Origin of the sequence: Streptomyces rectiverticillatus, from assembly GCF_013394065.1 — a bacterium.
Lineage (GTDB): Bacteria > Actinomycetota > Actinomycetes > Streptomycetales > Streptomycetaceae > Streptomyces > Streptomyces rectiverticillatus.
This window is the reverse complement of sequence record NZ_CP040752.1, coordinates 5877347-5896360: the sequence shown is the minus strand read 5'-3', so window position 1 is coordinate 5896360 and position 19014 is coordinate 5877347. Positions and strand designations below refer to the sequence as shown.

The 19014-nt window shown below is 73.5% G+C and carries 17 protein-coding genes; 8 read left to right on the top strand and 9 right to left on the bottom strand.

From position 1 onward, the window contains the following. Positions 1-3: 3 nt before the first annotated feature. The 6 genes from pucL to FGW37_RS25610 form a co-directional block, all read right to left on the bottom strand. Complete coding sequence (gene pucL / locus FGW37_RS25635) at positions 4-939, bottom strand: factor-independent urate hydroxylase (RefSeq protein WP_179083203.1); 936 nt, start codon at positions 937-939, stop codon at positions 4-6. A gap of 5 nt (positions 940-944) precedes the next feature. Beyond that, entirely contained in the window at positions 945-1322 is a 378-nt protein-coding gene (uraH, locus tag FGW37_RS25630) for a hydroxyisourate hydrolase (protein ID WP_179083202.1), read from the bottom strand. Then, the gene (uraD, locus tag FGW37_RS25625) at positions 1319-1867 is read right to left on the bottom strand and encodes a 2-oxo-4-hydroxy-4-carboxy-5-ureidoimidazoline decarboxylase (RefSeq protein WP_179083201.1); all 549 of its coding nucleotides are present in this window, start codon (positions 1865-1867) and stop codon (positions 1319-1321) included. Before uraD ends, uraH begins: the two co-directional genes overlap by 4 nt. Positions 1868-1942: 75 nt before the next feature. After that, on the bottom strand, positions 1943-2929 hold the full coding sequence (locus FGW37_RS25620; RefSeq protein WP_179083200.1) for a helix-turn-helix domain-containing protein: 987 nt from the start codon (positions 2927-2929) through the stop codon (positions 1943-1945). A 99-nt stretch (positions 2930-3028) separates the two neighbouring features. Beyond that, positions 3029-3421 carry a helix-turn-helix domain-containing protein gene (locus tag FGW37_RS25615; protein WP_425506592.1) on the bottom strand — a complete coding sequence of 131 codons (393 nt, stop codon included), beginning with the start codon at positions 3419-3421 and terminating at the stop codon, positions 3029-3031. Further along, a complete protein-coding gene (locus FGW37_RS25610; RefSeq protein ID WP_179083199.1) occupies positions 3418-3675 on the bottom strand; it encodes a hypothetical protein in 258 nt (85 codons plus the stop codon). Before FGW37_RS25610 ends, FGW37_RS25615 begins: the two co-directional genes overlap by 4 nt. A gap of 98 nt (positions 3676-3773) precedes the next feature. Here FGW37_RS25610 and FGW37_RS25605 point away from each other — a divergent pair, with 98 nt between their 5' ends. The 4 genes from FGW37_RS25605 (at position 3774) to FGW37_RS25590 (ending at position 8607) form a co-directional block, all read left to right on the top strand. Continuing rightward, positions 3774-4601, top strand: a complete 828-nt coding sequence (locus FGW37_RS25605; protein ID WP_179083198.1) for a TIM barrel protein — start codon at positions 3774-3776, stop codon at positions 4599-4601. 358 nt (positions 4602-4959) lie between these two features. Further along, the gene (locus FGW37_RS25600) at positions 4960-5931 is read left to right on the top strand and encodes a 2-hydroxy-3-oxopropionate reductase (protein ID WP_281394905.1); all 972 of its coding nucleotides are present in this window, start codon (positions 4960-4962) and stop codon (positions 5929-5931) included. Continuing rightward, the gene (gcl, locus tag FGW37_RS25595; RefSeq protein WP_179083197.1) at positions 5928-7700 is read left to right on the top strand and encodes a glyoxylate carboligase; all 1773 of its coding nucleotides are present in this window, start codon (positions 5928-5930) and stop codon (positions 7698-7700) included. Before FGW37_RS25600 ends, gcl begins: the two co-directional genes overlap by 4 nt. Before the next feature lie 154 nt (positions 7701-7854). Next, complete coding sequence (locus tag FGW37_RS25590; RefSeq protein ID WP_179083196.1) at positions 7855-8607, top strand: hypothetical protein; 753 nt, start codon at positions 7855-7857, stop codon at positions 8605-8607. A gap of 242 nt (positions 8608-8849) precedes the next feature. Here the strand turns inward: FGW37_RS25590 and FGW37_RS25585 are convergent, their stop codons facing one another. Together FGW37_RS25585 and FGW37_RS25580 are read right to left on the bottom strand one after the other, a co-directional pair. Next, complete coding sequence (locus FGW37_RS25585; protein WP_179083195.1) at positions 8850-10490, bottom strand: AMP-binding protein; 1641 nt, start codon at positions 10488-10490, stop codon at positions 8850-8852. Continuing rightward, entirely contained in the window at positions 10487-12343 is a 1857-nt protein-coding gene (locus FGW37_RS25580; protein WP_179083194.1) for an AMP-binding protein, read from the bottom strand. The genes FGW37_RS25585 and FGW37_RS25580 overlap by 4 nt, the downstream gene beginning before the upstream one ends. Before the next feature lie 146 nt (positions 12344-12489). On the opposite strand from FGW37_RS25580, the gene FGW37_RS25575 reads away from it, so the two are divergent. The 3 genes from FGW37_RS25575 to lysA all read left to right on the top strand — a co-directional run bounded on the left by FGW37_RS25575 (position 12490) and on the right by lysA (position 16355). Then, on the top strand, positions 12490-13332 hold the full coding sequence (locus FGW37_RS25575; protein WP_179083193.1) for a helix-turn-helix transcriptional regulator: 843 nt from the start codon (positions 12490-12492) through the stop codon (positions 13330-13332). A 196-nt stretch (positions 13333-13528) separates the two neighbouring features. After that, positions 13529-13945 carry an SAV_915 family protein gene (locus FGW37_RS25570; RefSeq protein ID WP_179083192.1) on the top strand — a complete coding sequence of 139 codons (417 nt, stop codon included), beginning with the start codon at positions 13529-13531 and terminating at the stop codon, positions 13943-13945. 1066 nt (positions 13946-15011) lie between these two features. Continuing rightward, positions 15012-16355, top strand: a complete 1344-nt coding sequence (gene lysA / locus FGW37_RS25565; protein WP_179083191.1) for a diaminopimelate decarboxylase — start codon at positions 15012-15014, stop codon at positions 16353-16355. 128 nt (positions 16356-16483) lie between these two features. Here lysA and FGW37_RS25560 read toward each other — a convergent pair whose 3' ends face one another. Continuing rightward, positions 16484-17602: a winged helix DNA-binding domain-containing protein gene (locus tag FGW37_RS25560; RefSeq protein ID WP_179083190.1), complete on the bottom strand. Its 1119-nt coding sequence runs from the start codon at positions 17600-17602 to the stop codon at positions 16484-16486. Between the two features lie 240 nt (positions 17603-17842). Here FGW37_RS25560 and FGW37_RS25555 point away from each other — a divergent pair, with 240 nt between their 5' ends. Continuing rightward, on the top strand, positions 17843-18874 hold the full coding sequence (locus FGW37_RS25555) for a magnesium and cobalt transport protein CorA (protein ID WP_179084908.1): 1032 nt from the start codon (positions 17843-17845) through the stop codon (positions 18872-18874). The last annotated feature ends 140 nt before the right edge of the window (positions 18875-19014 follow it).

Sequence of the window (19014 nt, the reverse complement as noted above, 5' to 3'; positions counted from 1 at the left end):
GGTTCACGGAAGGTTCGTCAGGTCCTGCGGCACGGCGGCCTCCGCGCCGTCGCGCAGGACGGTGGCCTCTATGAGGCCGTAGGGGCGGTCGGCCGCGTAGTAGACCTCGTTGTCGTTCTTGAGGCCGAACGGTTCGAGGTCGGCCAGGAAGTGGTGCTTGTTGGGGAGGGAGAGCCGGATCTCGTCGATGCCGGGGCCGTGTTCGACGGCTCGTGAGCCCATGGCGTAGAGGGTCTGCTGCAGGGAGAGGGAGTAGGTCTCGGCGAAGGCGGCCAGCAGGTGGCCGCGGGTCCGTTCCCAGCTGCCGTCCCAGTCGGGCGGCGCAGCCCCGTCACTGCCGCCACCGCCACCATTACCGTCACCGCCGTCCCAGGCGTGCCGCCACCAGGCGTTGACCTCGGTGGCGAGGATCCGGTCGCGGGTCTCGGGGAGGGTGGTGTAGCGGTCCTTGACGTATCCGTGGAACTCGGAGTCGGTGGTGTTCATGACCGTGAGGCCCTTGAGGCCGGAGAGGACCTGCCACCGCCCGCCCGCGCCGTCGAAGCTGACCTGCGCGGTGCGGGCCTCCCGGCCGCGGCGGACGAAGGAGTGCGCGGCCGGGCCGGGCGTGGGGATGCGGTCCCAGCCGTACTCCTCGACGCGGATCCGGGCGGTGCGGATCGGCTCCTGGCCGGTGACGAAGTGGCGCGCCAGCCGCACGGCGAAGTCCTCGGGCGAGGCTATGCCGTACTCCTTGGCGAAGGCGAACACGGTGTTCTTGGTGGTGTCCGTCGGCAGGACGCGGGCGTTGGAGCCGGAGAGGTGGACCTCGTCCATGGCACCGGAGAGGGCTATGGAGATGTTGAGGTCCCTGATGCGGTGGACGGGCCCGTCGCGGGTGACCCGCACGACGCGGGTTTCGGCTTTGCCGTACTGGTTCTGGCCGAGAACGGTGGGCATGTGTGCTAGCTCCCTCGGTACACGGAATAGCCGAACGGACTGAGCAGCAGCGGTACGTGGTGGTGCTCGCCCGGCGCGACGGCGAAGGCCACCGCCACCTCCGGGAAGAACGCTTCCCGCCCGGCGGTCCCCCGGGCGGCGTACGGCCCCACGTCGAACCGGAGCCGTACGTGGGTCGTGCCCCGCGGTGGCGGCGGGAGCCCCCGGCAGCGCCCGTCCGCGTCCGTCACCGAGGTGCCGAACGCCGTCCAGGTCCCGTCGGCGCCGCTCCGTGCGGAGAGCTCGACGGCGACGCCCTCGGCGGGGCGGCCGGTGGCCGTGTCCAGGACGTGCGTGGACACGGAGGCGGACGCGGCGGAGACGGCCGGTGCGGTGGCGCTCATGGGCGGGCTCCTTCCTGCTCGCGTGCGTACGGGCCGGCCGGGTCCTCCAGCAGCCGGGCCAGCCGGATGCGGTTGATCTTGCCGAGTTCCTGCCGCACGATCTCGCGTTCGCGTTCCGGCGTGTTGTCGATGCGGTAACGGATCGCGTCGAGCATGTGTGCGGCGTCGAGGCCGGTGGCGCAGATCAGGAAGACGTGCCCGAACTTGTCCTGGTAGGCCAGGTTGAGTGCACGCATCTCGGCGCGGAGCCCGGGCGCGGCCTGCGCCATGCCGCGCTGCTCGCGGGCGGAGGCGGGATCGCCCGGCTCCGGGCGCCCGATCGGCGGGTGCGCCGCCATGGCCTCAGCCAGCCCGCCCGCGGTCAGTGCGGCCGTCGCCGCGTCACTCGCGGCGTAGAGCGCCTCGGCGGTGGGGTAGGGGCGCCCGCCGAGGACCGCGTCCGCCCATGCTCGGCCGGCACAGATCGCCTGCAGCGCGGCGCGGGCCGCGCCGTCGCCGGCCGCGTTGAACCGGGCGAGACCCGGCGTGGTCGGACTCGAAGACACGGGCGCCTCCGTGGTGGGGACGGGCTGCGCATGACTCTCGGGCTGCGCATAGCTAACGCCCCTCGGAACGCCGCGTCAACAGTTTGTTGAAGAACTCGGCTCCCGTGTCCGGCGTCCGGGCCCGGGATCCGAGGCGTCCAGGGCGGCGTCCAGGGCGGCGCAGAGCCAGTCGTAGGCGGCGCCGGGGGTCGGTTCCGGCGGGCCGGACGGCGGGGAGGTCAGTTCGGCGACGAGTTGCCAGTAGTGGTCGATGCGGGGCTCCGCGGCGAGTTGGGCGCCGAGGCTGCGGCGGAAGGCGGCCGTGTCCCGGGTGCCGCGGGCGCGGGCGTGGGCGGAGACGAAGCAGTCGAGCGCCTCGCCCGGGCGCGGCGCCCGCTGCGCCCTCAGGTCCGGCGCCGCCAGCGCGAAGGCCTCGCGGAGACCGTCGTAGAGCACGGCGGGGCGGTAGCCCTTGCCGGTCCGGTGGACCTCGGGCTGACCGCGGTCGTCGCCCGTGCAGGGGCCGGAGGTGAAGGCGTGCAGCCGGGCGAAGGCCAGGACCTGGGCCGGGGTCGGGTCGTCGGGCAGCTGCGGCACGGCCTCTTCGACGATCGCGGAGACCAGCCGGGCCGGGAGCCGCGGGGGCAGCCAGCGCCGCCAGAAGCCCGCCATCGCGGCCGTACTGGGCGGGGTGGACACGGCGCCGATCAGGCGCAGCCGCCCGGCGCGCTCCCCGGGCGGGCAGTCCTGGAGCAGCCGGAGGGCGGCCTCCCGCCAGCGCAGGGCCGTCAGCTGCGAGCCGAGTTCCCGCAGTTTGCCCGCGACGACGTCCTCCAGCGCGTCTTCCAGCACGTCGCCCCTCTCGAGGACCCGGCCGACGTCCGGGACCGGCACGTCGAGCGTGCGCAGGGAGCGGATCAGGCGGAGCCGGTCGAGCGCCTCGGGGCCGTACCGGCGGTGGCCGCCGCCGCTGCGGGCGGCTTCGGGCAGCAGGCCGCGGTCGGAGTAGAAGCGGACGGTCTTGACGGTGACGCCCGCGCGCTCGGCGAGCTCGCCGATGCTCCACGTGACGTCGGGGGACACGGCTCGGACCTCCCTCGGGGTCTCAGGGAGCTCTTACCGTACCGGCGGGTACGGACGGCCTGCCGGTCGGCCTGCCTGCCTGTCGGTCGGCCTGCGGTCCTAGCGCGAACCTCCGGACCCGCCGGACCCGCCCTCGCGATTGAGGTAGTTGTAGACCGTGAAGCGGCTGACGCCGAGCGCCGCGGCCACGGTCTCCACGCCGTGGCGCAGGGAGAAGGCGCCGCGCTCCTCCAGCGTGCGCACCACCGACTGCTTGGTCCTGCGGTCGAGTTCGGCCAGGGGCCTGCCGTGGCGGCGCTCCAGGTCGGCCAGGATGTGGTCGAGCGAGGCCGACAGGCGCGGCAGCCTCACGGCGACGACCTCGCGCCCCTCCCAGGACAGCATCACGTCGTCCGCCGCGGCCTGTCCGGGATCGACCATCTCCCCGCCCATGGCGTCGACCAGCGGCGCGACGGCGGCGCGGAGCGGGTGTGCGGCCGCCTCCCCCGTCACGGCGTCCCCTCCTCGTCGTCGACCACGCTGACCTGCAGTGACACCCGCGTGGCGCCGGCCCGCAGCGACGTGCTCAGCACCTGCTGCACGGCGGCGAGTACGGCGTCGCCGCCGCCCTCCGCGGAGTTCCCGAAGGGGCCGACGTCCACGGCGTCGAGACCGGCGCCCTGCAGGGCGTCCCGGGCGGCCTCGGCGTGGGGCGGCACCCGGTCGAGATCGAACGGTTCGGTCGTGAACTCCACTCGCAATCGCACGGTGGCCAACCTACTCGCCTTGACAGGGGCGGGGAACGGCAGCACGATTCCGTAAAGCAGAAATCTACTTCCACTATACGGAAAGCTGGTGAGATGGAATGCCTCTCCCCCGACACCGCTTCGCCGTCAACCTCTCGATGCTGTTCACCGAACTGCCGCTCCTGGAACGGCCCGCGGCGGCCGCGGCGGCGGGCTTCCGGGCCGTCGAGATGTGGTGGCCCTGGCCCGCGACGCCCACGCCGGAGGCGCGCGAACTCGACGCGCTGCGCGGGGCGCTGCGGGATGCCGGTACGCAGCTGGTGTGCCTGAACTTCTACGCCGGGCGGCTGCCCGGGCCCGACCGGGGAGCGCTCTCGCTGCCGGGGGCGGAATCCGGCCGCTTCCGCGCCAACGTCGGCGTCGCGGCGGACTTCGCGGCATCGCTGGGGTGCACGGCGCTCAACGCCCTGTACGGCAACCGCGTCGCGGCCACGGACGCCGGGGCCCAGGACGCGCTCGCCCTGGAGAACCTCGTCCTGGCGGCGCGGGCGGCCGGCCGGGTGGGCGCGACGCTCCTGATCGAGGCGCTCAACCCCGTGGAGTCCCCCGCGTACCCGATCACCGGTTCGGCGCGCGCCGTGGAGCTCGCGGGGCGGGTCAACGAGGCCTCGGGGCTCGGCAACGCGAGGTTCCTGATGGACCTCTACCACGTGGCGATGGCGGGCGAGGACCCGGCCGCGGCCATATCCGCGTACGCCGCCGCGCACACGGGCCACGTCCAACTGGCGGACGCCCCGGGCCGGGGCGAACCGGGCACGGGGACGCTGGACGTCCCCGTACTCCTCAAGCGCCTCGAACAGTCCGGGTACGACGGCTGGGTGGGCCTGGAGTACCGCCCGTCCGGCCCGAGCGGGGGTGCGTTCGGCTGGCTGGACGGGACACGGTGACCGGCACCGCCGAAAGCCGGCGCCGGGGTTTCCCGCCGCTGCGTACCCGGCGAGCGCGACGCAATGACCGCTCCCCCGGCACTCCCGCCGCCCGGCTCGGCACCGCCGAAAGCCGCCGTCGCGGCTTCGCGCCGCTGCGGCGGAAAGAAGTGTTCGGCGCAGCCGACGCGATGACCGGCCACCGCCGCCCCGGCCGCCCGGCCGCCCGAGGCCGGCGTCGTGGCGGGAGCAAGTGTTTGGCGCAGTCGGCGCGATGGCCTGCCTCCAGGCGGTCCGGGGGCGTCCCGGTGCTCGCTCCAGGTCATCCCCCTGACAGCCGTCCCCCTCCTCCCCTCCCCTCCGCCGAAAGGAAATCCCCGTGCTCTCTCCCTCCTCCCTCCCCCGCGTCGCGTGGATCGGTCTCGGGATCATGGGGCTGCCCATGGCTTCGAACCTTCTCAAGGCCGGGTACGAGGTCACCGGTCATACCCTCGAACAGGCCGGGCTCGACCGCCTCGCGGCCGTGGGCGGTACGCCCGCCGGCTCCGTCGCGGCGGCCGTCCGCGGCGCCGACGTCGTCGTCACCATGCTTCCTGCCTCACCGGAGGTGGAAGCCGTGGCGCACGGCGAGCACGGCGTCCTCGCGCACGCCGCGCCCGGCACGCTGTTCGTCGACATGTCGTCCGTCACCCCCCGGACGTCCGTCGAGCTCGCGGAGGCCGCCGCCCGCAGGGGCATCCGCGTTCTGGACGCGCCCGTGTCCGGCGGCGAGCCCGGCGCCGTCGAGGGTGTGCTGTCGATCATGGCGGGCGGGGAGCGGGCCGACTTCGAGCGGGCCCTGCCGCTCTTCCGTGTCCTCGGCACGACGGTCGTGCTGTGCGGCCCGCACGGGGCCGGCCAGACCGTGAAGGCCGCCAACCAGCTGATCGTGGCCGCGAACATCCAGGCGTGCGCCGAAGCCGTGGTCTTCCTGGAGAAGTCCGGCGTGAACCTGGAAGCCGCACTGGACGTGCTCGCCGGCGGGCTGGCCGGCTCCGCCGTGCTCAGCCGCAAGCGACACAACTTCCTCACCCGGCACTATCCGCCGGGCTTCCGGATCGACCTGCACCACAAGGACATGGGCATCGTCACGGACGCCGCCCGCGCGGTCGGCGCCGCCGTCCCGGTGGGCGCGCTCGTCGCGAGCCTGGTGGCCGCGGCGCGCGCCCAGGGCGACGGCGGGCTGGACCACTCGGCGCTGCTGCGCGGCGTCGAGCGGCTCTCCGGCATCGAGCGGACCTACGGCGCCGGACAGCCCTCCGGCGCCGACCAGCCGCCCGCCTCCTCCGAGGCCGGGAGGGCGCGGCGATGACGACGATGCCCGCCATGCACGCCGCGGTCCACATCCTCAAGGACGAAGGCGTGGACGTCGCCTTCGGCTGCCCGGGCGCCGCGATCCTGCCGCTCTACCAGGCGCTGGAAGCCGTGGGCGGCATCGAGCACCTGATCGTCCGTCACGAGGCGGGGGCCACGCACATGGCCGACGGCTGGGCGCGCACCAACGGCAGGCCCGGCGTCGCCATCGCCACCTCTGGCCCGGGCGGCACCAACTTCGTCACCGGCCTGTACACCGCGTTCGCCGACTCCGTCCCGATGGTGTGCATCACCGGGCAGGCGGTCTCCTCCAAGCTCCACCAGGAGGCGTTCCAGGCCGTCGACATCGTGGAGATCGTCCGGCCGGTCACCAAGCGGGCCGTACAGGTCAAGGAGGCGGCGCAGATCCCGTGGGCCTTCCGGGAGGCGTTCCGCACCGCGCGCGAGGGGCGCCCCGGCCCCGTACTGATCGACATCCCCGTGGACGTCGCCCGCCGCGAGATCCGCTACGACCCCGCGCTGGACACGCGGCTGCCGGTGCCCGTCGTCGCGCCGCACCCGCCGCGCGTGGAGGCCGCGCTCGACCTGCTCCTGGCCGCCGAGCGGCCGCTCGTCCTGGCCGGCGGCGGGGTGATCCTCTCCGGGGCGGCGGACGAGCTGCGGGAGCTGGTGGAGTTCCTGGGGGTGCCGTTCCAGGTGACGCTCATGGGCAAGGGGGCCGTCGAGGACGACCACGAGCTGCACATGGGGACCACCGGCATCCAGACCTCGCAGCGGTACGCCAACGCCTCCTTCCTGGAGTCGGACTTCGTCCTGGCCGTAGGCGCCCGCTTCGGCGACCGGCACACGGGGGCGGACCTCTCCGTCTACCGGGGGCGGCGGTCCTTCGTCCACGTCGACGTCGACCCCTCCCAGCTCGGCAAGGTCTTCGAGCCGGACCTGGGGGTCGTCTCCGACGCGAAGCTGTTCCTCGCCGCCCTGCTCGCCGCCGCGAAGGCCCGCCGCCCGGCCGGTGCCGGGCACGGCGCCGCGCACGCTGCCGGGCACGGCGCACAGCACGACACGCGGCGCGGCGCCTGGGCCACGCGCTGCCGGGAGCTGAAACGCACGCTCACCCGCCGCGAGGACTTCGCCACCGTCCCCGTGAAGGCGCCCCGCGTCTACAAGGAGATCAACGAGATCTTCGGCGCGGACACTTGGTTCGTCACGGCCATCGGCCTGTACCAGATCTGGGGCGGCCAGCATCAGAAGGCCCACCGGCCGCGCCACTACCAGGTCTGCGGGCAGGCGGGCCCGCTCGGCTGGGAGGTTCCGGCCGCGATCGGCGTCAAGAAGGCGCTGCAGGGCATGGGCAGGGGCGCGGAGGAAGTCGTCGGCGTGGTCGGCGACTACGGCTTCCAGTTCACGGTGGAGGAGCTCGCGGTGGCCGCGCAGTACGACGTCCCGTTCGTGCTGATCATGCTGAACAACGCCTACCTGGGCCTGATCCGCCAGGCCTCGGCCGGCTACGGGATGAACTACCAGGTGGACGTCCACTACGACGAGAGGGGCACGGACCACGTCAAGCTGATGGAGGCGTACGGCTGTTCGGGGCGGCGGGTGACGGACCCCGGGGAGATCCGGCCGGCGATCGAGTGGGCGCGCAAGGAGGCCGTCGCGACCTCGCGGCCCGTCCTGGTGGAGGTCATGATCGAGCGCGAGGCGGACACCCCGCACGGCCCGGACATCGACGCCGTCCGCGAGAGCGAACCCGTACCGGAGTTCTAGCGCACGACGAGCGTATGCGCCCTCGCACTCGGCGGCGACACGTGAGGCGCGGGGGGCGCGTCCGCCCGCTTCGGCATTCGCTCCCCCGGCGCGCCCGCATCGTGGACGATGGGCCCGTACCCCTCTACTCACGGACCCGTTGCTGGAGCCGAATATGGCCAAGAGCGTGCCGGTTCACTGCCCGACGTGCCGTCGCGAGCACTCCTTCACCCCGCCCACCTTCCCCTGCGCGTGCGGTGCGCCGCTCACGCTGCCGGTGCAGGCGGACGCCTCCCCCGAGTTATTGGCGCACCGCACCTGGCGCGACGCGTGGGTGGCCGTCCGCTGTCCCTCCTGCGACCGGCAGGACCAGTGGCCGCGGCCGGAATTCGGCTGCTCCTGCGGCACGGTGGTGCGCCTGCCCGTCCGCTCGCCGGCACCCGGGGACGGGGATGCGGACGCCGGCAGCGACGGCGGCGACGGCAGCGGGGACGGCGACGCCGGAACCGGAGCCGGAACCGGTGAGCAGCACGCCGCGGCGCAGCGCCCCGCCTTCCGGCCGGTGCCCATCCGGACCGCCGACGACGCACTGGCCGCCGCCGAGCGCTACCTGACGTGGCTGGGCTGCACGAGTGTCACCCGGCCGGGAGATCCGGAGGCCGCCGGCGTCGACCTGCGCGCGGGCGCCCTCGTCGCCCGGGTCGACCCGTCCACCGTGCCCACCTCGCTGCGCGCGGTCGAGTGCCTGTGGCTGCACGCCATGGTGGACTCCGCGTCCGGCGCCTTCTTCTCCCTCGCCGGCTACGCCCACGAGGCCCGCTCCCGGGCGGACGACCTGCGGCTTCCCCTGTTCGTGATGGACCTGACCGGCACTCCGCAGCCGCTGAACGGCCCGGCCGACGAGCTCGTCGAGCGCGGGCCCGCGTGAGCCGCCCGCACCGCCAAGCTCAATTTTTCCTCTGAACCACGCCCGTACGATGGCGAGTTCGGTGCCCGCGGGCGGAGACTTCGTACCGGGCCCGCGAAACATACGGGGGATCGCGGGCCCCTCCATCTCACGGGCGGAGCCCGGCACCTTCCTGCCGACCGCCCTGCCTCCCGGTGCCGGCGGTCACGCGTTCCGCCGGCCCGGTCCGGACCGGACCGGGCCGGGCCGGACCGGGCCGCAGCTCAGGCTTCCCCGGAGCCCCCGGAGCTCGCCACCAGGCTCATCCCCTGCTCGCGCAGCTCCACCTTGCGCACCTTGCCGCTGACCGTCATGGGGAACGCGTCCAGGATCCGCAGATAGCGCGGGATCTTGTAGTGCGCGAGCCGGCCGCGGCAGAAGCGGACGAGCTCGTCGCGGGTGAGGGGCCGCTCGGGGTCGCGGAGTATGACGCAGGCCATGATCTCCTCGCCGTACTTCTCGTCGGGCACCCCGATGACCTGTACGTCGGAGATCTTGGGGTGGGTGTAGAGGAACTCCTCGATCTCCCGCGGGTAGACGTTCTCCCCGCCCCTGATGATCATGTCCTTGATGCGGCCGACGATCCGCACGTAGCCGTCCTCGTCCATCACGGCGAGGTCGCCGGTGTGCATCCAGCGCTCGGCGTCGACGGCCTCGGCGGTGCGCTCCGGCTCGTCCCAGTAGCCGAGCATCACCGAATAGCCGCGCGTGCACAGCTCGCCCGGCTCGCCGCGGCCGACGGTCTCCCCCGTCTCCGGGTCGACGACCTTCACCTCGATGTGCGGCAGCACCCGGCCTACGGTTCCGGTGCGCCGCGCGATGTCGTCGTCGCGCCGGGTCTGGGTGGAGACCGGCGAGGTCTCGGTCATGCCGTAGCAGATGGCCACCTCGGACATGTGCATCTCGCCCATGACCCGCTTCATCACCTCGGTCGGGCACGGCGAGCCGGCCATGATGCCGGTGCGCAGCGAGGAGAGGTCGTACGTGGCGAAGTCGGGCAGCTCCAGCTCGGCGATGAACATGGTGGGGACGCCGTAGAGGGAGGTGCAGCGCTCGCGCTCGACGGCGTGCAGGGCGGCGGTGGCGTCGAAGGCCGGGGCCGGGATGACGGCGCAGGCGCCGTGGCTGGTGACGGCGAGATTGCCCATGACCATGCCGAAGCAGTGGTAGAAGGGCACGGGCAGGCAGACCCGGTCGGCCTCGGTGTAGCCGAGGAGCTCGCCCACGAAGTAGCCGTTGTTGAGGATGTTGTGGTGGGAGAGGGTGGCGCCCTTGGCGAAGCCCGTGGTCCCGGAGGTGTACTGGATGTTGACCGGGTCGTGGCAGCTCAGCTGCGCCTCGCGCTCGGCGAGCCGCTCGCGGGGCACGGTTTCCCCGATCCGGACGAGGCCCGCCCAGGTGGGGTCGCCGATGTAGACGACGTCGCGCAGCGCGGGGCAGTCGGCCCGGACCTGTTCGACCATGCGGCGGTAGTCGCCGGCCTTGTGCTCGACGGAGGCGACGAGCACGCCGATGCCGGCCTGGCGCAGCACGTAACCCAGCTCGTGGACGCGGTAGGCCGGGTTGATGTTGACCATGATCGCGCCGATGCGCGCCGTGGCGTACTGGACCATGACCCACTCGGGGCAGTTGACCGCCCAGATGCCCACGCGGTCGCCCTTGGCCACCCCCTTGGCCAGCAGCCCCAGGGCGATCTCCTCGACGGCCCGCCCGAACTCGGCGTAGGTCCAGCGGCGTCCGCTGGGGACGTCGACGAGGGCGTCACGGTCGCCGAAACGCTCGATGGTGAACGCGAGATCGGCACCGATGGTGTCGTCGATCAGCGGGATGGAGGTACTCCCGGCCGCGTACGAGGGTGTGGTCACCGGTGGTCTTCCTCTCGGTACTCGTCTCCGCCGCCGCGCGCGGTGCGCTCGCGCAGTTCGATGCGGCGGATCTTGCCGGACACGGTCTTGGGCAGCTCGGCGAACTCCAGTCGCCGGATGCGCTTGTACGGGGCGAGCGCGGCCCGCGAGTGGGCGAACAGGGCCTTGGCGGTCCCGGGGCCGGGCTCCCAGCCCTCGGCGAGGACGACGTACGCCTTGGGCACGGAGAGCCGCAGCGGGTCGGGAGCGGGGACGACGGCGGCCTCGGCGACGGCCTCGTGCTCCAGGAGCGCGCTCTCCAGCTCGAACGGGGACACCTTGTAATCGCTGGACTTGAACACGTCGTCGCTTCTGCCCACGTAGGTGATGTACCCGTCCGCGTCGCGGGAGCCGATGTCGCCGGTGCGGTAGTAGCCGCCGGCCATGACCTCCGCGGTGCGCTCCGGGTCGCCCGCGTAGCCCGTCATGACGCCGACCGGATGCCCGGACAGGTCGAGGGCGATCTCGCCCTCGGCTGCCGGTTCGCCCGTGCCGGGGTCGAGGAGGACGACGCAGAAGCCGGGGCTGGGGCGGCCCATGGAGCCGACCTTCAAGGGCTGACCGGGCGGGTTCGCGATCTGCACGGTCGTCTCGGTCTGCCCGAAGCCGTCGCGGATCGTCACGCCCCAGGCCCGCCGTACGGTCTCGATGACCTCGGGGTTGAGGGGCTCGCCCGCGGCCACGGCCTCGCGGGGCGGCGTGCGCAGCCCGCTGAGGTCGGCCTGGATGAGCATCCGCCACACGGTCGGCGGGGCGCAGAAGCTCGTCACGCCCGCCCGGTCCATCTCGGCCATGAGGCGGACGGAGTCGAAGCGGGTGTAGTTGTGCACGAAGACGGTGGCTTCGGCGTTCCAGGGGGCGAAGAGGCTGGACCAGGCGTGCTTGGCCCAGCCGGGCGAGGAGATGTTGAGGTGGACGTCGCCGGGCCGGAGCCCGATCCAGTACATGGTCGTCAGATGGCCCACGGGGTAGGAGATGTGGGTGTGTTCGACGAGCTTGGGGCGGGCTGTGGTGCCGGAGGTGAAGTAGAGCAGGAGGGGGTCGTCGGCGCGGGTGGGGCCGTCGGGGGTGAAGGTGTCGTCGGCGTGGGCGGCGTCGGCGTAGGGGATCCATGCCTCGCCGGGGTGAGGGACCCGTCGCTCGCCGGAGTAGGGGATCCGTCCCTCGCCGGCGTGGGAGATCCCTCCCTCGTCGGCGCGGGGGATCCGTCCTTCGTCGGCCTGGGAGATCCCTCCCTCGTCGGCGTGGGAGGGATCTCCCTCCCCTGTCCGCTCCCCGGCCGCGATCCGGGTGTAAGCACCGGGCACGTCCGCGAACTTGGCCGTGTCCTCGGCCCGTACGAGCACGTGGGAGACCCGTCCGCGCTCGACGCGGTCGACGAGGTCGGCCGTGCCCAGCAGCGGGGTGGCCGGGATGACCACGGCGCGCAGCTTCATCGCGGCCAGCGCGGTCTCCCACAGCTCGGCCTGGTTGCCGAGCATGACGAGGATCCGGTCACCGGCGCGTACGCCCTGCCCGCGCAGCCAGTTGGCGACCCGGTTCGAGCGGCGGCGCAGGTCGTCGAAGGACAGCCTGACCCCGGTGCCGTCCTCCTCGGCGATCCACAGGGCGGTGCGGCCGTTGCCCTCGGCGACGGCGTCGAACCAGTCCAGCGCCCAGTTGAACTCCGCGGGGCGGGGCCAGGCGAAGCCCTCGTACGCGGCCTGCCAGTCCTCGCGGTGCGCGAGCAGGAAGTCCCGGGCGGCGCGGAACTCCGCGGCGGAGCCCGGCGCTCCGGCGGCGTCCCCTGCGTTCCTCGGCTTCGATGACGTCACGTGTCCTCCAGATTGCGGGGCGCATCGCGGGCCCGCACGGTTAGCATCGTGCGACGGTGATCTGAGTCTCACCACCCCCGAACGGGGGTGGCCGCATTTCAGGGATACGGAGATTCCACCTCCGGATCCGGGACGGAGAGGCAGCGATGGGAGATCCGGACGGGACGGCCGAGGTGCGGGCGGCGCTGATGCGGATGCGCAAGGGCGCGGGACTGCCGGTCGCCTTCGGCGGACTGCTCACGGGAACACGGCAGTTCCGAATATCGGACATGACCGGGACGACGACGCCGGTCCTGCGCGGACTGGCGATCCGCACGGGCAGCGGACTGGGCGGCAAGGCGGCCGCCCTCACCCGCCCGCTGTCCGTGACCGACTACCACTCCTCGCACGTCATCACGCACGAGTACGACGCGGCGGTGGCGGCCGAGGGTCTGCGCTCCGTGCTCGCGGTGCCCGTGGTCGTACGGGGCCGGGTGCGCGGCGTGCTCTACGGCGCCCTGCGGCGCCCGCTCACCCTCGGGGACCGCTCCCTGACCGCCGCCGTCGACGCGGCGCGCGAGCTGGAACAGGCTCTCGCCGTCCAGGACGAGGTGCAGCGGCTGCTGTCCGTGGCCCATCAGCCCACCACCGCCGACCCGGCGATGTGGGAGGAGGTCCGCGAGGCGCACGGCGAATTGCGCGCTCTGGCACAGCGTGTCACGGACCAGCGCCTGCGCCAGGAGTTGCTCGCGGCGTGCGGACGCCTCGCGGCGGCCTCCTCCGCGGACCCGGCGGTACGGCGCGCGGGGCCCGGCGTGGACCTGTCGCCGCGCGAAGTGGACGTCCTCGCGTGCGTGGCGACGGGCGCGACGAACGCGACGGCGGCGGACCGGCTGGGCCTGCGCCCGGAAACGGTCAAGAGCTACCTCCGGTCGAGCATGCGGAAGCTGGGGGTGCACACGCGCCTGGAGGCGGTGGTCGCGGCGCGGCGGGCGGGTCTGCTGCCGTAACCGTTCACGCTTTCGCACCCTCGTTCACCCACCGCTCCCGGACTGTCAAGGAAACGTCAAAGGAGTGGCACCGAGGGTCAACAGGCTGTCAAGGAGGAGCTCGGCGGGGTTCGGTACGGGCATAGCGTGAACGGCGGCGCCGCGGCGCCGTCAGCGACGCTCCCATCCGACACCTCCCGAGCTTCCGAGGACCGTCATGCACCTGAGCCGTACCCCCGCCGAAGCCGCCGCAGTCGCCGCCGCCTCCGGCACGGCCGCCGAGAGTCCGCAGGCCGGCGACGGGGAACCCTCTGAACCCTCCCATCCCGCCGGCCGCGCCCCCGAGCAGCCGCTGTACGTGCCCGTGCGGCGCTGCACGTGCGGCTTCGCCCTGCGGGTCTTCCGCTCCCCCCTCGGCACGAGGACCGCCGTCGCCTTCACCACCGAGCGACGGCTTTCGGCCGTTCTGGGCCCCGACCAGCCTTCGGTCCGCCTGGCCCTGCCGGCCGTACGGGCCCTGGCGGCACCTCTCGGCGTAGCCACCGTCTCGGTGGACCCCCAACTGACGGCTCCACCGGTACGAACGGCTCCGGCGGATCCGGCTGATCCGCCGCTGACGACTCTTCCGGGCTGACTCGGCGGACCGGGCTGAGCCGGTGGACCGGGCCGACCCGGTGGGCGTGGTTGACCGGGTGGGCGTGGTTGACCCGGTTGCCGTCCGGGTGGGGCGGGTGCGCCGGCGAGGTCGGGGGTGCGCGGCACGGCCGGGGGTGCGCCGCGCGGCCGGGTTGCACCGCCGGGGACACTCATGGTCGCGGCCGACGTGTGCCCGGCACGGCTTCCCTGCGTCGCCAGGGGGACTCATGGTCTCGGCCGACGTATGCCCGGCACCCGCTTCCTGCGTCGCAGGGGACACTCACGGTCTCGGTCGGCATGTGCCCGGCACCCACTTCCCTGCGTCGCCGGGGGGACTCCGCCGCGCGAGGGTGCGTCCGGCACCGCCGGTCTGCACCGCGGGGGTTTCTCGCCGTCGCGGCGGAGGAGCCTTGCCCGGCGGCAAGAACGCCGGCCCGGGCGACGGAGGGGGCTCCCCCGCCGCGCGAGGGTGCGTCCGGCACCGCCGCTGCATCGCCGGGGTTCCTCACCGTCACGGCGGAGGGGTCTTGCCTGGCGGCAAGAATCTCGACCCGGGCGACGGAGGGGGCTTCCTCCTGCGGCCGACTTGTCCACCGGGCCACCTGCCGCCTGGGCGCCCGGGCGCCTTATCCAGCGGCAGCCCGGCCGACTGGCCGCGGCCGGAAAGCCCGCCGCGACGGCGACCAGCCACCACGGCGCAGCCCGGCGGTGCCGGACACACCCCGCCCCGGCCTCGCCGACGCCAGGCAAGTCCACCGCTCTCTCGCTCCCTTCCCTTGCCGCAGGCAAGAGATCCGTCGCAGAGGCGAGCAACCTCCCGCGGCACAGCCCGGCGGTGCCGAAGACACCCCGACCTCACCCGCACCGGCAAACCCACCACGCCCTCACCCCCTTGCCGCAGGCAAGAAAACCGCCGCAGCGGCGAGCAACCCCCGCGGAGCGGACCGGCGGTGCCCGAACCGGCCCGACCGCGTCGGCACCGCAGGGAGCCCACCCCGCACAGCAGCCACACCCCACACACAGCCAGCCCCACGCCGCTCCACAATCCCCCCGAAGGAGACCCCATGGCCATGCCGACCGCCCCCGTATCCCCGCCACCCCCGTCGAGCACACCCGCCGCGCCGGTGTGGCCCGCTTCCACGCGGGAGGCGCCCGGCGGCGGGCTCTCCGTGGGCGGGGTGCCGCTGGGCGAGATCGCCGACCGGTTCGGTACGCCCGTCTACGTCATGGACGAGGACGAGGTCCGGGCCCGCGCCCGCGCCTGGCGCACGGCTCTCCCCGGTGCCGACGTCGCCTACGCAGGCAAGGCGTTCCTCTCCCGCGCGATGATCCGCTGGATCGAGGCGGAGGGGCTGAGCCTGGACGTCTGCTCCGCCGGCGAGCTCGAACTGGCCGCGCACAGCGGCTTCCCCGCCGAGCGGATCGTGCTGCACGGCAACGCCAAGAGCCCCGACGACGTGCGGGCCGCCCTGCGCCTGGGTGTGGGCCGGATCGTCATCGACGGCACGGGCGAGATCGCCCGGCTCGCGGCCCTCGTGCCGCCGGGCGCCCGCCAGCGGGTGCTGCTGCGGGTCGTGCCGGGCGTGTCCGCGGGGGCGCACGCGGCCGTGCGGACGGGGGTGGAGGGCCAGAAGTTCGGCGTACCGGTCGCCGGCGGCGAGGCCGAGGAGGCGGTGGAGCGGCTCCTCGGCCGGCCACGGCTGGAGCTGGCGGGCCTGCACTGTCACCTCGGCTCGCAGATCGCGGGCCTGGGCCCGTACGTGACCGCCGTGCGCCGGCTCGTCCCGCTGCTGGCCCGCATCCGCGACCGGCACGGGGTGACCTTCCCCGAGCTGGACCTCGGCGGCGGCTTCGCCATCGCCTACCGCGAGGGCGACCCGGCCGTGGACCCGCGCACGTACGCCGAGCGGATCGGATCTGAACTCGCCCTGCAGTGCGCCCGGTTCGGACTCCCGCGGCCGCGGCTGACCGTAGAGCCCGGGCGGTGGATAGCGGGCCCGGCGGGTGTCGCGCTCTACCGGGTGCTGTCGGTGAAGACCACGGCTGGCCGGACGTTCGTGGCCGTAGACGGGGGCATGAGCGACAACCCGCGCCCGGCCCTGTACGGGGTCCGCTACACGGTCCGGCCGGCCGGGCGCACATCGGCGGCGCCCGCCCGCACGGTGACGGTGGTGGGGCGGCACTGCGAGGCGGGTGACGTGCTCGCCGAGGACGTGGAGCTCCCCGGCGACCTGCGGCCGGGCGACGTGCTGGCGGTGCCGGCGTCGGGCGCGTACCAGCTGTCGATGGCTTCGGCGTACAACCTCGTCGGCCGACCGCCGGTGGCCGCGGTGTCCGGGGGCCGAGCCCGGCTGCTCGTACGCCGCGAAACGCTGGACGACCTGCGCAGCCGGGACGTCGGCGAGTAGGGAGGACCGGCAGGGTCCGGGGCCGGGCTGGGGCTGAGGTTCGGCCTCGGGCTCGGGGCTCGGCCTCGGGCTCGGGGCTCGGCCTCGGGCTCGGGCTGAGGCCGGGTCCAGGGCCAGGGCCGCGACCGTCAGACGACCGGCATGACGCGTAGATCGTGGGCGGTGCCGGGCGCGGCCATGGCCAGGACCCGGGCGGCTTCCTCCTCCAGCCCGGCCCGGTCCGCGGGGCGGATCTCCTCGAACGGCTCGACCACGAGCGTCGTGGTCTCCGGGACGGCCCGGTCGAGGCGCCACACGGCGCGGATGAACCCGTCGAGGACGACGGTGGGCGCGGCCCGGTTGACACGCCGGACGCGGCGCAGGTGCGCGGGGGCGGCGATGCGGGCGCGGTCGGCGTGCGAGAGGGAGATGTTGTCGAACTCGGGCAGGAAACGCACCGGGGCCGGCGTGCCGGGATCGGGCAGCGGGGCGTCGGGCAGGTCGAGGAGTTCGGTGCCGTTCTCGTCGCGGAAGGTGCGCAGGCCGGGGCGGAGCCCGTCGACGACGCCGCGCAGCCCGGTCAGGCCGCACCACTGCTGCATGTCCTTGACGGAGGCGGGGCCGAAGGCGGCGAGATAGCGCAGGAGGGTGGCGCCGAGGTCGGGCGCGGGGGCGGAGGCCGGGCGGTCGCCGAGCCAGTGGTCGGCAGTGGTGTGGGCGGCGGGCCCGCTGCGGCCCCACAGCCCGCGCGGGGGCACCTGGACGAGCGGCAGGAGCGTCCGGGCCGCCATCGCCAGGTCCTGAGGGGCGTGATCCGGCCACACCCGGGTGAGTGCCAGGCCGAGGTGGTGGAAGGTGTACGGGCGCTCGGCGACGAGCCGGGCGGCGAACGCGGCCACGGCCTCCAGGTCGACGCCGCCGAGGCGCTTGCCGTGGTTGCCCTGGAAGGAGCGCTCCTGCACGACCTGGAAGAGGCTGCGCAGGGCGCGGCAGTCGCGGGCTCTGACCAGGTGGATCGTCGAGCGCATCACGGGGATGCGGACGGCCGCGCGCGAGGTGAGGAGGCCGGAGAGCTCCTCGGGGTCGAAGCCGTCGAGGCGGGCGGCGAGCGCGTAGTACGGGTCCTGGGGCGACTGCGCCTGGAGGCCGACCAGGTGTTCCACGGCGTCGAGGACCGGCAGCGCGGTGCGGCGCAGCAGCAGCTGGCGCTCCAGGAGAGCACGATTGAGGGCGCGGACGGTCAGAATCGGGGACCCGCTGGTTGTCATGTGATCAAGCTAGGCCGGGTTGCGCACACATCCGGTCCCGAACCGCACCGCGCGACCGAATTCGGCATGTATATCCTGTGCCTGGTCCTGCTAACAGCGCGAGGGAGTGCACCCGTGTCCGAAAACCCTCCGCGGAGCAGGCGCCCCACGCCCCGGAAGCACTCCCGGCTCCGCCCGGCGAACGGCCGGACGACCAGCCGCACGGACGGCGCCGCCGGCACGCCTCCGCCGCCCCCGCCCATGGAGGGCGCGGGCAGCATCGTGCACGCCGCGGTCTACCGCGACGGCCACCGCACCGCGACACCGGACTCGCTGGCGGACACCTACCGCCGGCTGCGCGAGCAGCCCGACAGCATGGCCTGGATCGGCCTGCAGCGCCCCACCGAGGGGGAACTCCTCTCCCTCGCCGAGGAGTTCGGCCTCCACGAGCTCGCCGTCGAGGACGCCCTGGAGGCCCACCAGCGCCCCAAGCTGGAACGCTACGGCGACACCCTCTTCGTCGTCCTGCGCGCAGCGCGCTACCTGGACGCCCCCGAGGAGGTCGACTTCGGCGAACTGCACGTCTTCGTCGGCCCCGACTTCGTGATCACCGTCCGGCACGGCGCGGCCCCGGACCTCTCGGCCGTCCGCCACCGCATGGAGGCCACCCCGGAGCTGCTGGCCCTGGGCCCGGAGGCAGTGCTGTACGCGATCCTCGACGCCGTGGTCGACGGCTACGCCCCCGTCGTGGCGGGCGTGCAGAACGACATCGACGAGATCGAGACCGAGGTCTTCAGCGGCGACCCCGCCGTCTCCCGCCGCATCTACGAACTCGCCCGCGAGATGGTCGAGTTCCAGCGCGCCACCCGCCCCCTGGTCGGCATGCTCCACGGCCTGATGGCGGGCTTCACCAAATACGGAACCGACGACGAACTCCAGCGCTACCTCCGCGACGTCGCCGACCACGTCACCCACACCAGCGAACGCGTCGACGGCTTCCGCTCGGCCCTGGCCGACATCCTCCAGGTCAACGCCACCCTCGTCACCCAGCAGCAGAACGCCGAGATGCGCGCCCTGGCGGAAGCAGGCTTCGAACAGAACGAAGAGATCAAGAAGATCTCCTCCTGGGCGGCCATCCTCTTCGCCCCGACCCTGGTCGGCACCATCTACGGCATGAACTTCACCCACATGCCGGAACTCACCTGGACCTTCGGCTACCCCTTCGCCATCACCCTGATGGCCCTGGTCTGCGTCAGCCTCTACTTCATCTTCAAGCGGCGGGACTGGCTGTAGGGCAGGCGAGACAGAAACACCGAGCAAGCAGCTTTGCATTTGCGAACATTCCCGAAATGGCTATTCCGGGGCCGGAGGGAGCCCGGGGCGAGTTCACACCACTGGGAAGTGAGACGTCATCGCCGCCGGTAGTCCCTCCC

Coding starts and splice junctions, on each gene's coding strand:
- gcl (WP_179083197.1), top strand. CDS start 5,928: ATGACGACGATGCCCGCCATGCACGCCGCGGTCCACATCCTCAAGGAC.
- FGW37_RS25570 (WP_179083192.1), top strand. CDS start 13,529: ATGCACCTGAGCCGTACCCCCGCCGAAGCCGCCGCAGTCGCCGCCGCC.
- pucL (WP_179083203.1), bottom strand. CDS start 939: ATGCCCACCGTTCTCGGCCAGAACCAGTACGGCAAAGCCGAAACCCGC.
- lysA (WP_179083191.1), top strand. CDS start 15,012: ATGGCCATGCCGACCGCCCCCGTATCCCCGCCACCCCCGTCGAGCACA.
- FGW37_RS25605 (WP_179083198.1), top strand. CDS start 3,774: ATGCCTCTCCCCCGACACCGCTTCGCCGTCAACCTCTCGATGCTGTTC.
- FGW37_RS25560 (WP_179083190.1), bottom strand. CDS start 17,602: ATGACAACCAGCGGGTCCCCGATTCTGACCGTCCGCGCCCTCAATCGT.
- FGW37_RS25555 (WP_179084908.1), top strand. CDS start 17,843: ATGGAGGGCGCGGGCAGCATCGTGCACGCCGCGGTCTACCGCGACGGC.
- FGW37_RS25575 (WP_179083193.1), top strand. CDS start 12,490: ATGGGAGATCCGGACGGGACGGCCGAGGTGCGGGCGGCGCTGATGCGG.
- uraH (WP_179083202.1), bottom strand. CDS start 1,322: ATGAGCGCCACCGCACCGGCCGTCTCCGCCGCGTCCGCCTCCGTGTCC.
- FGW37_RS25590 (WP_179083196.1), top strand. CDS start 7,855: ATGGCCAAGAGCGTGCCGGTTCACTGCCCGACGTGCCGTCGCGAGCAC.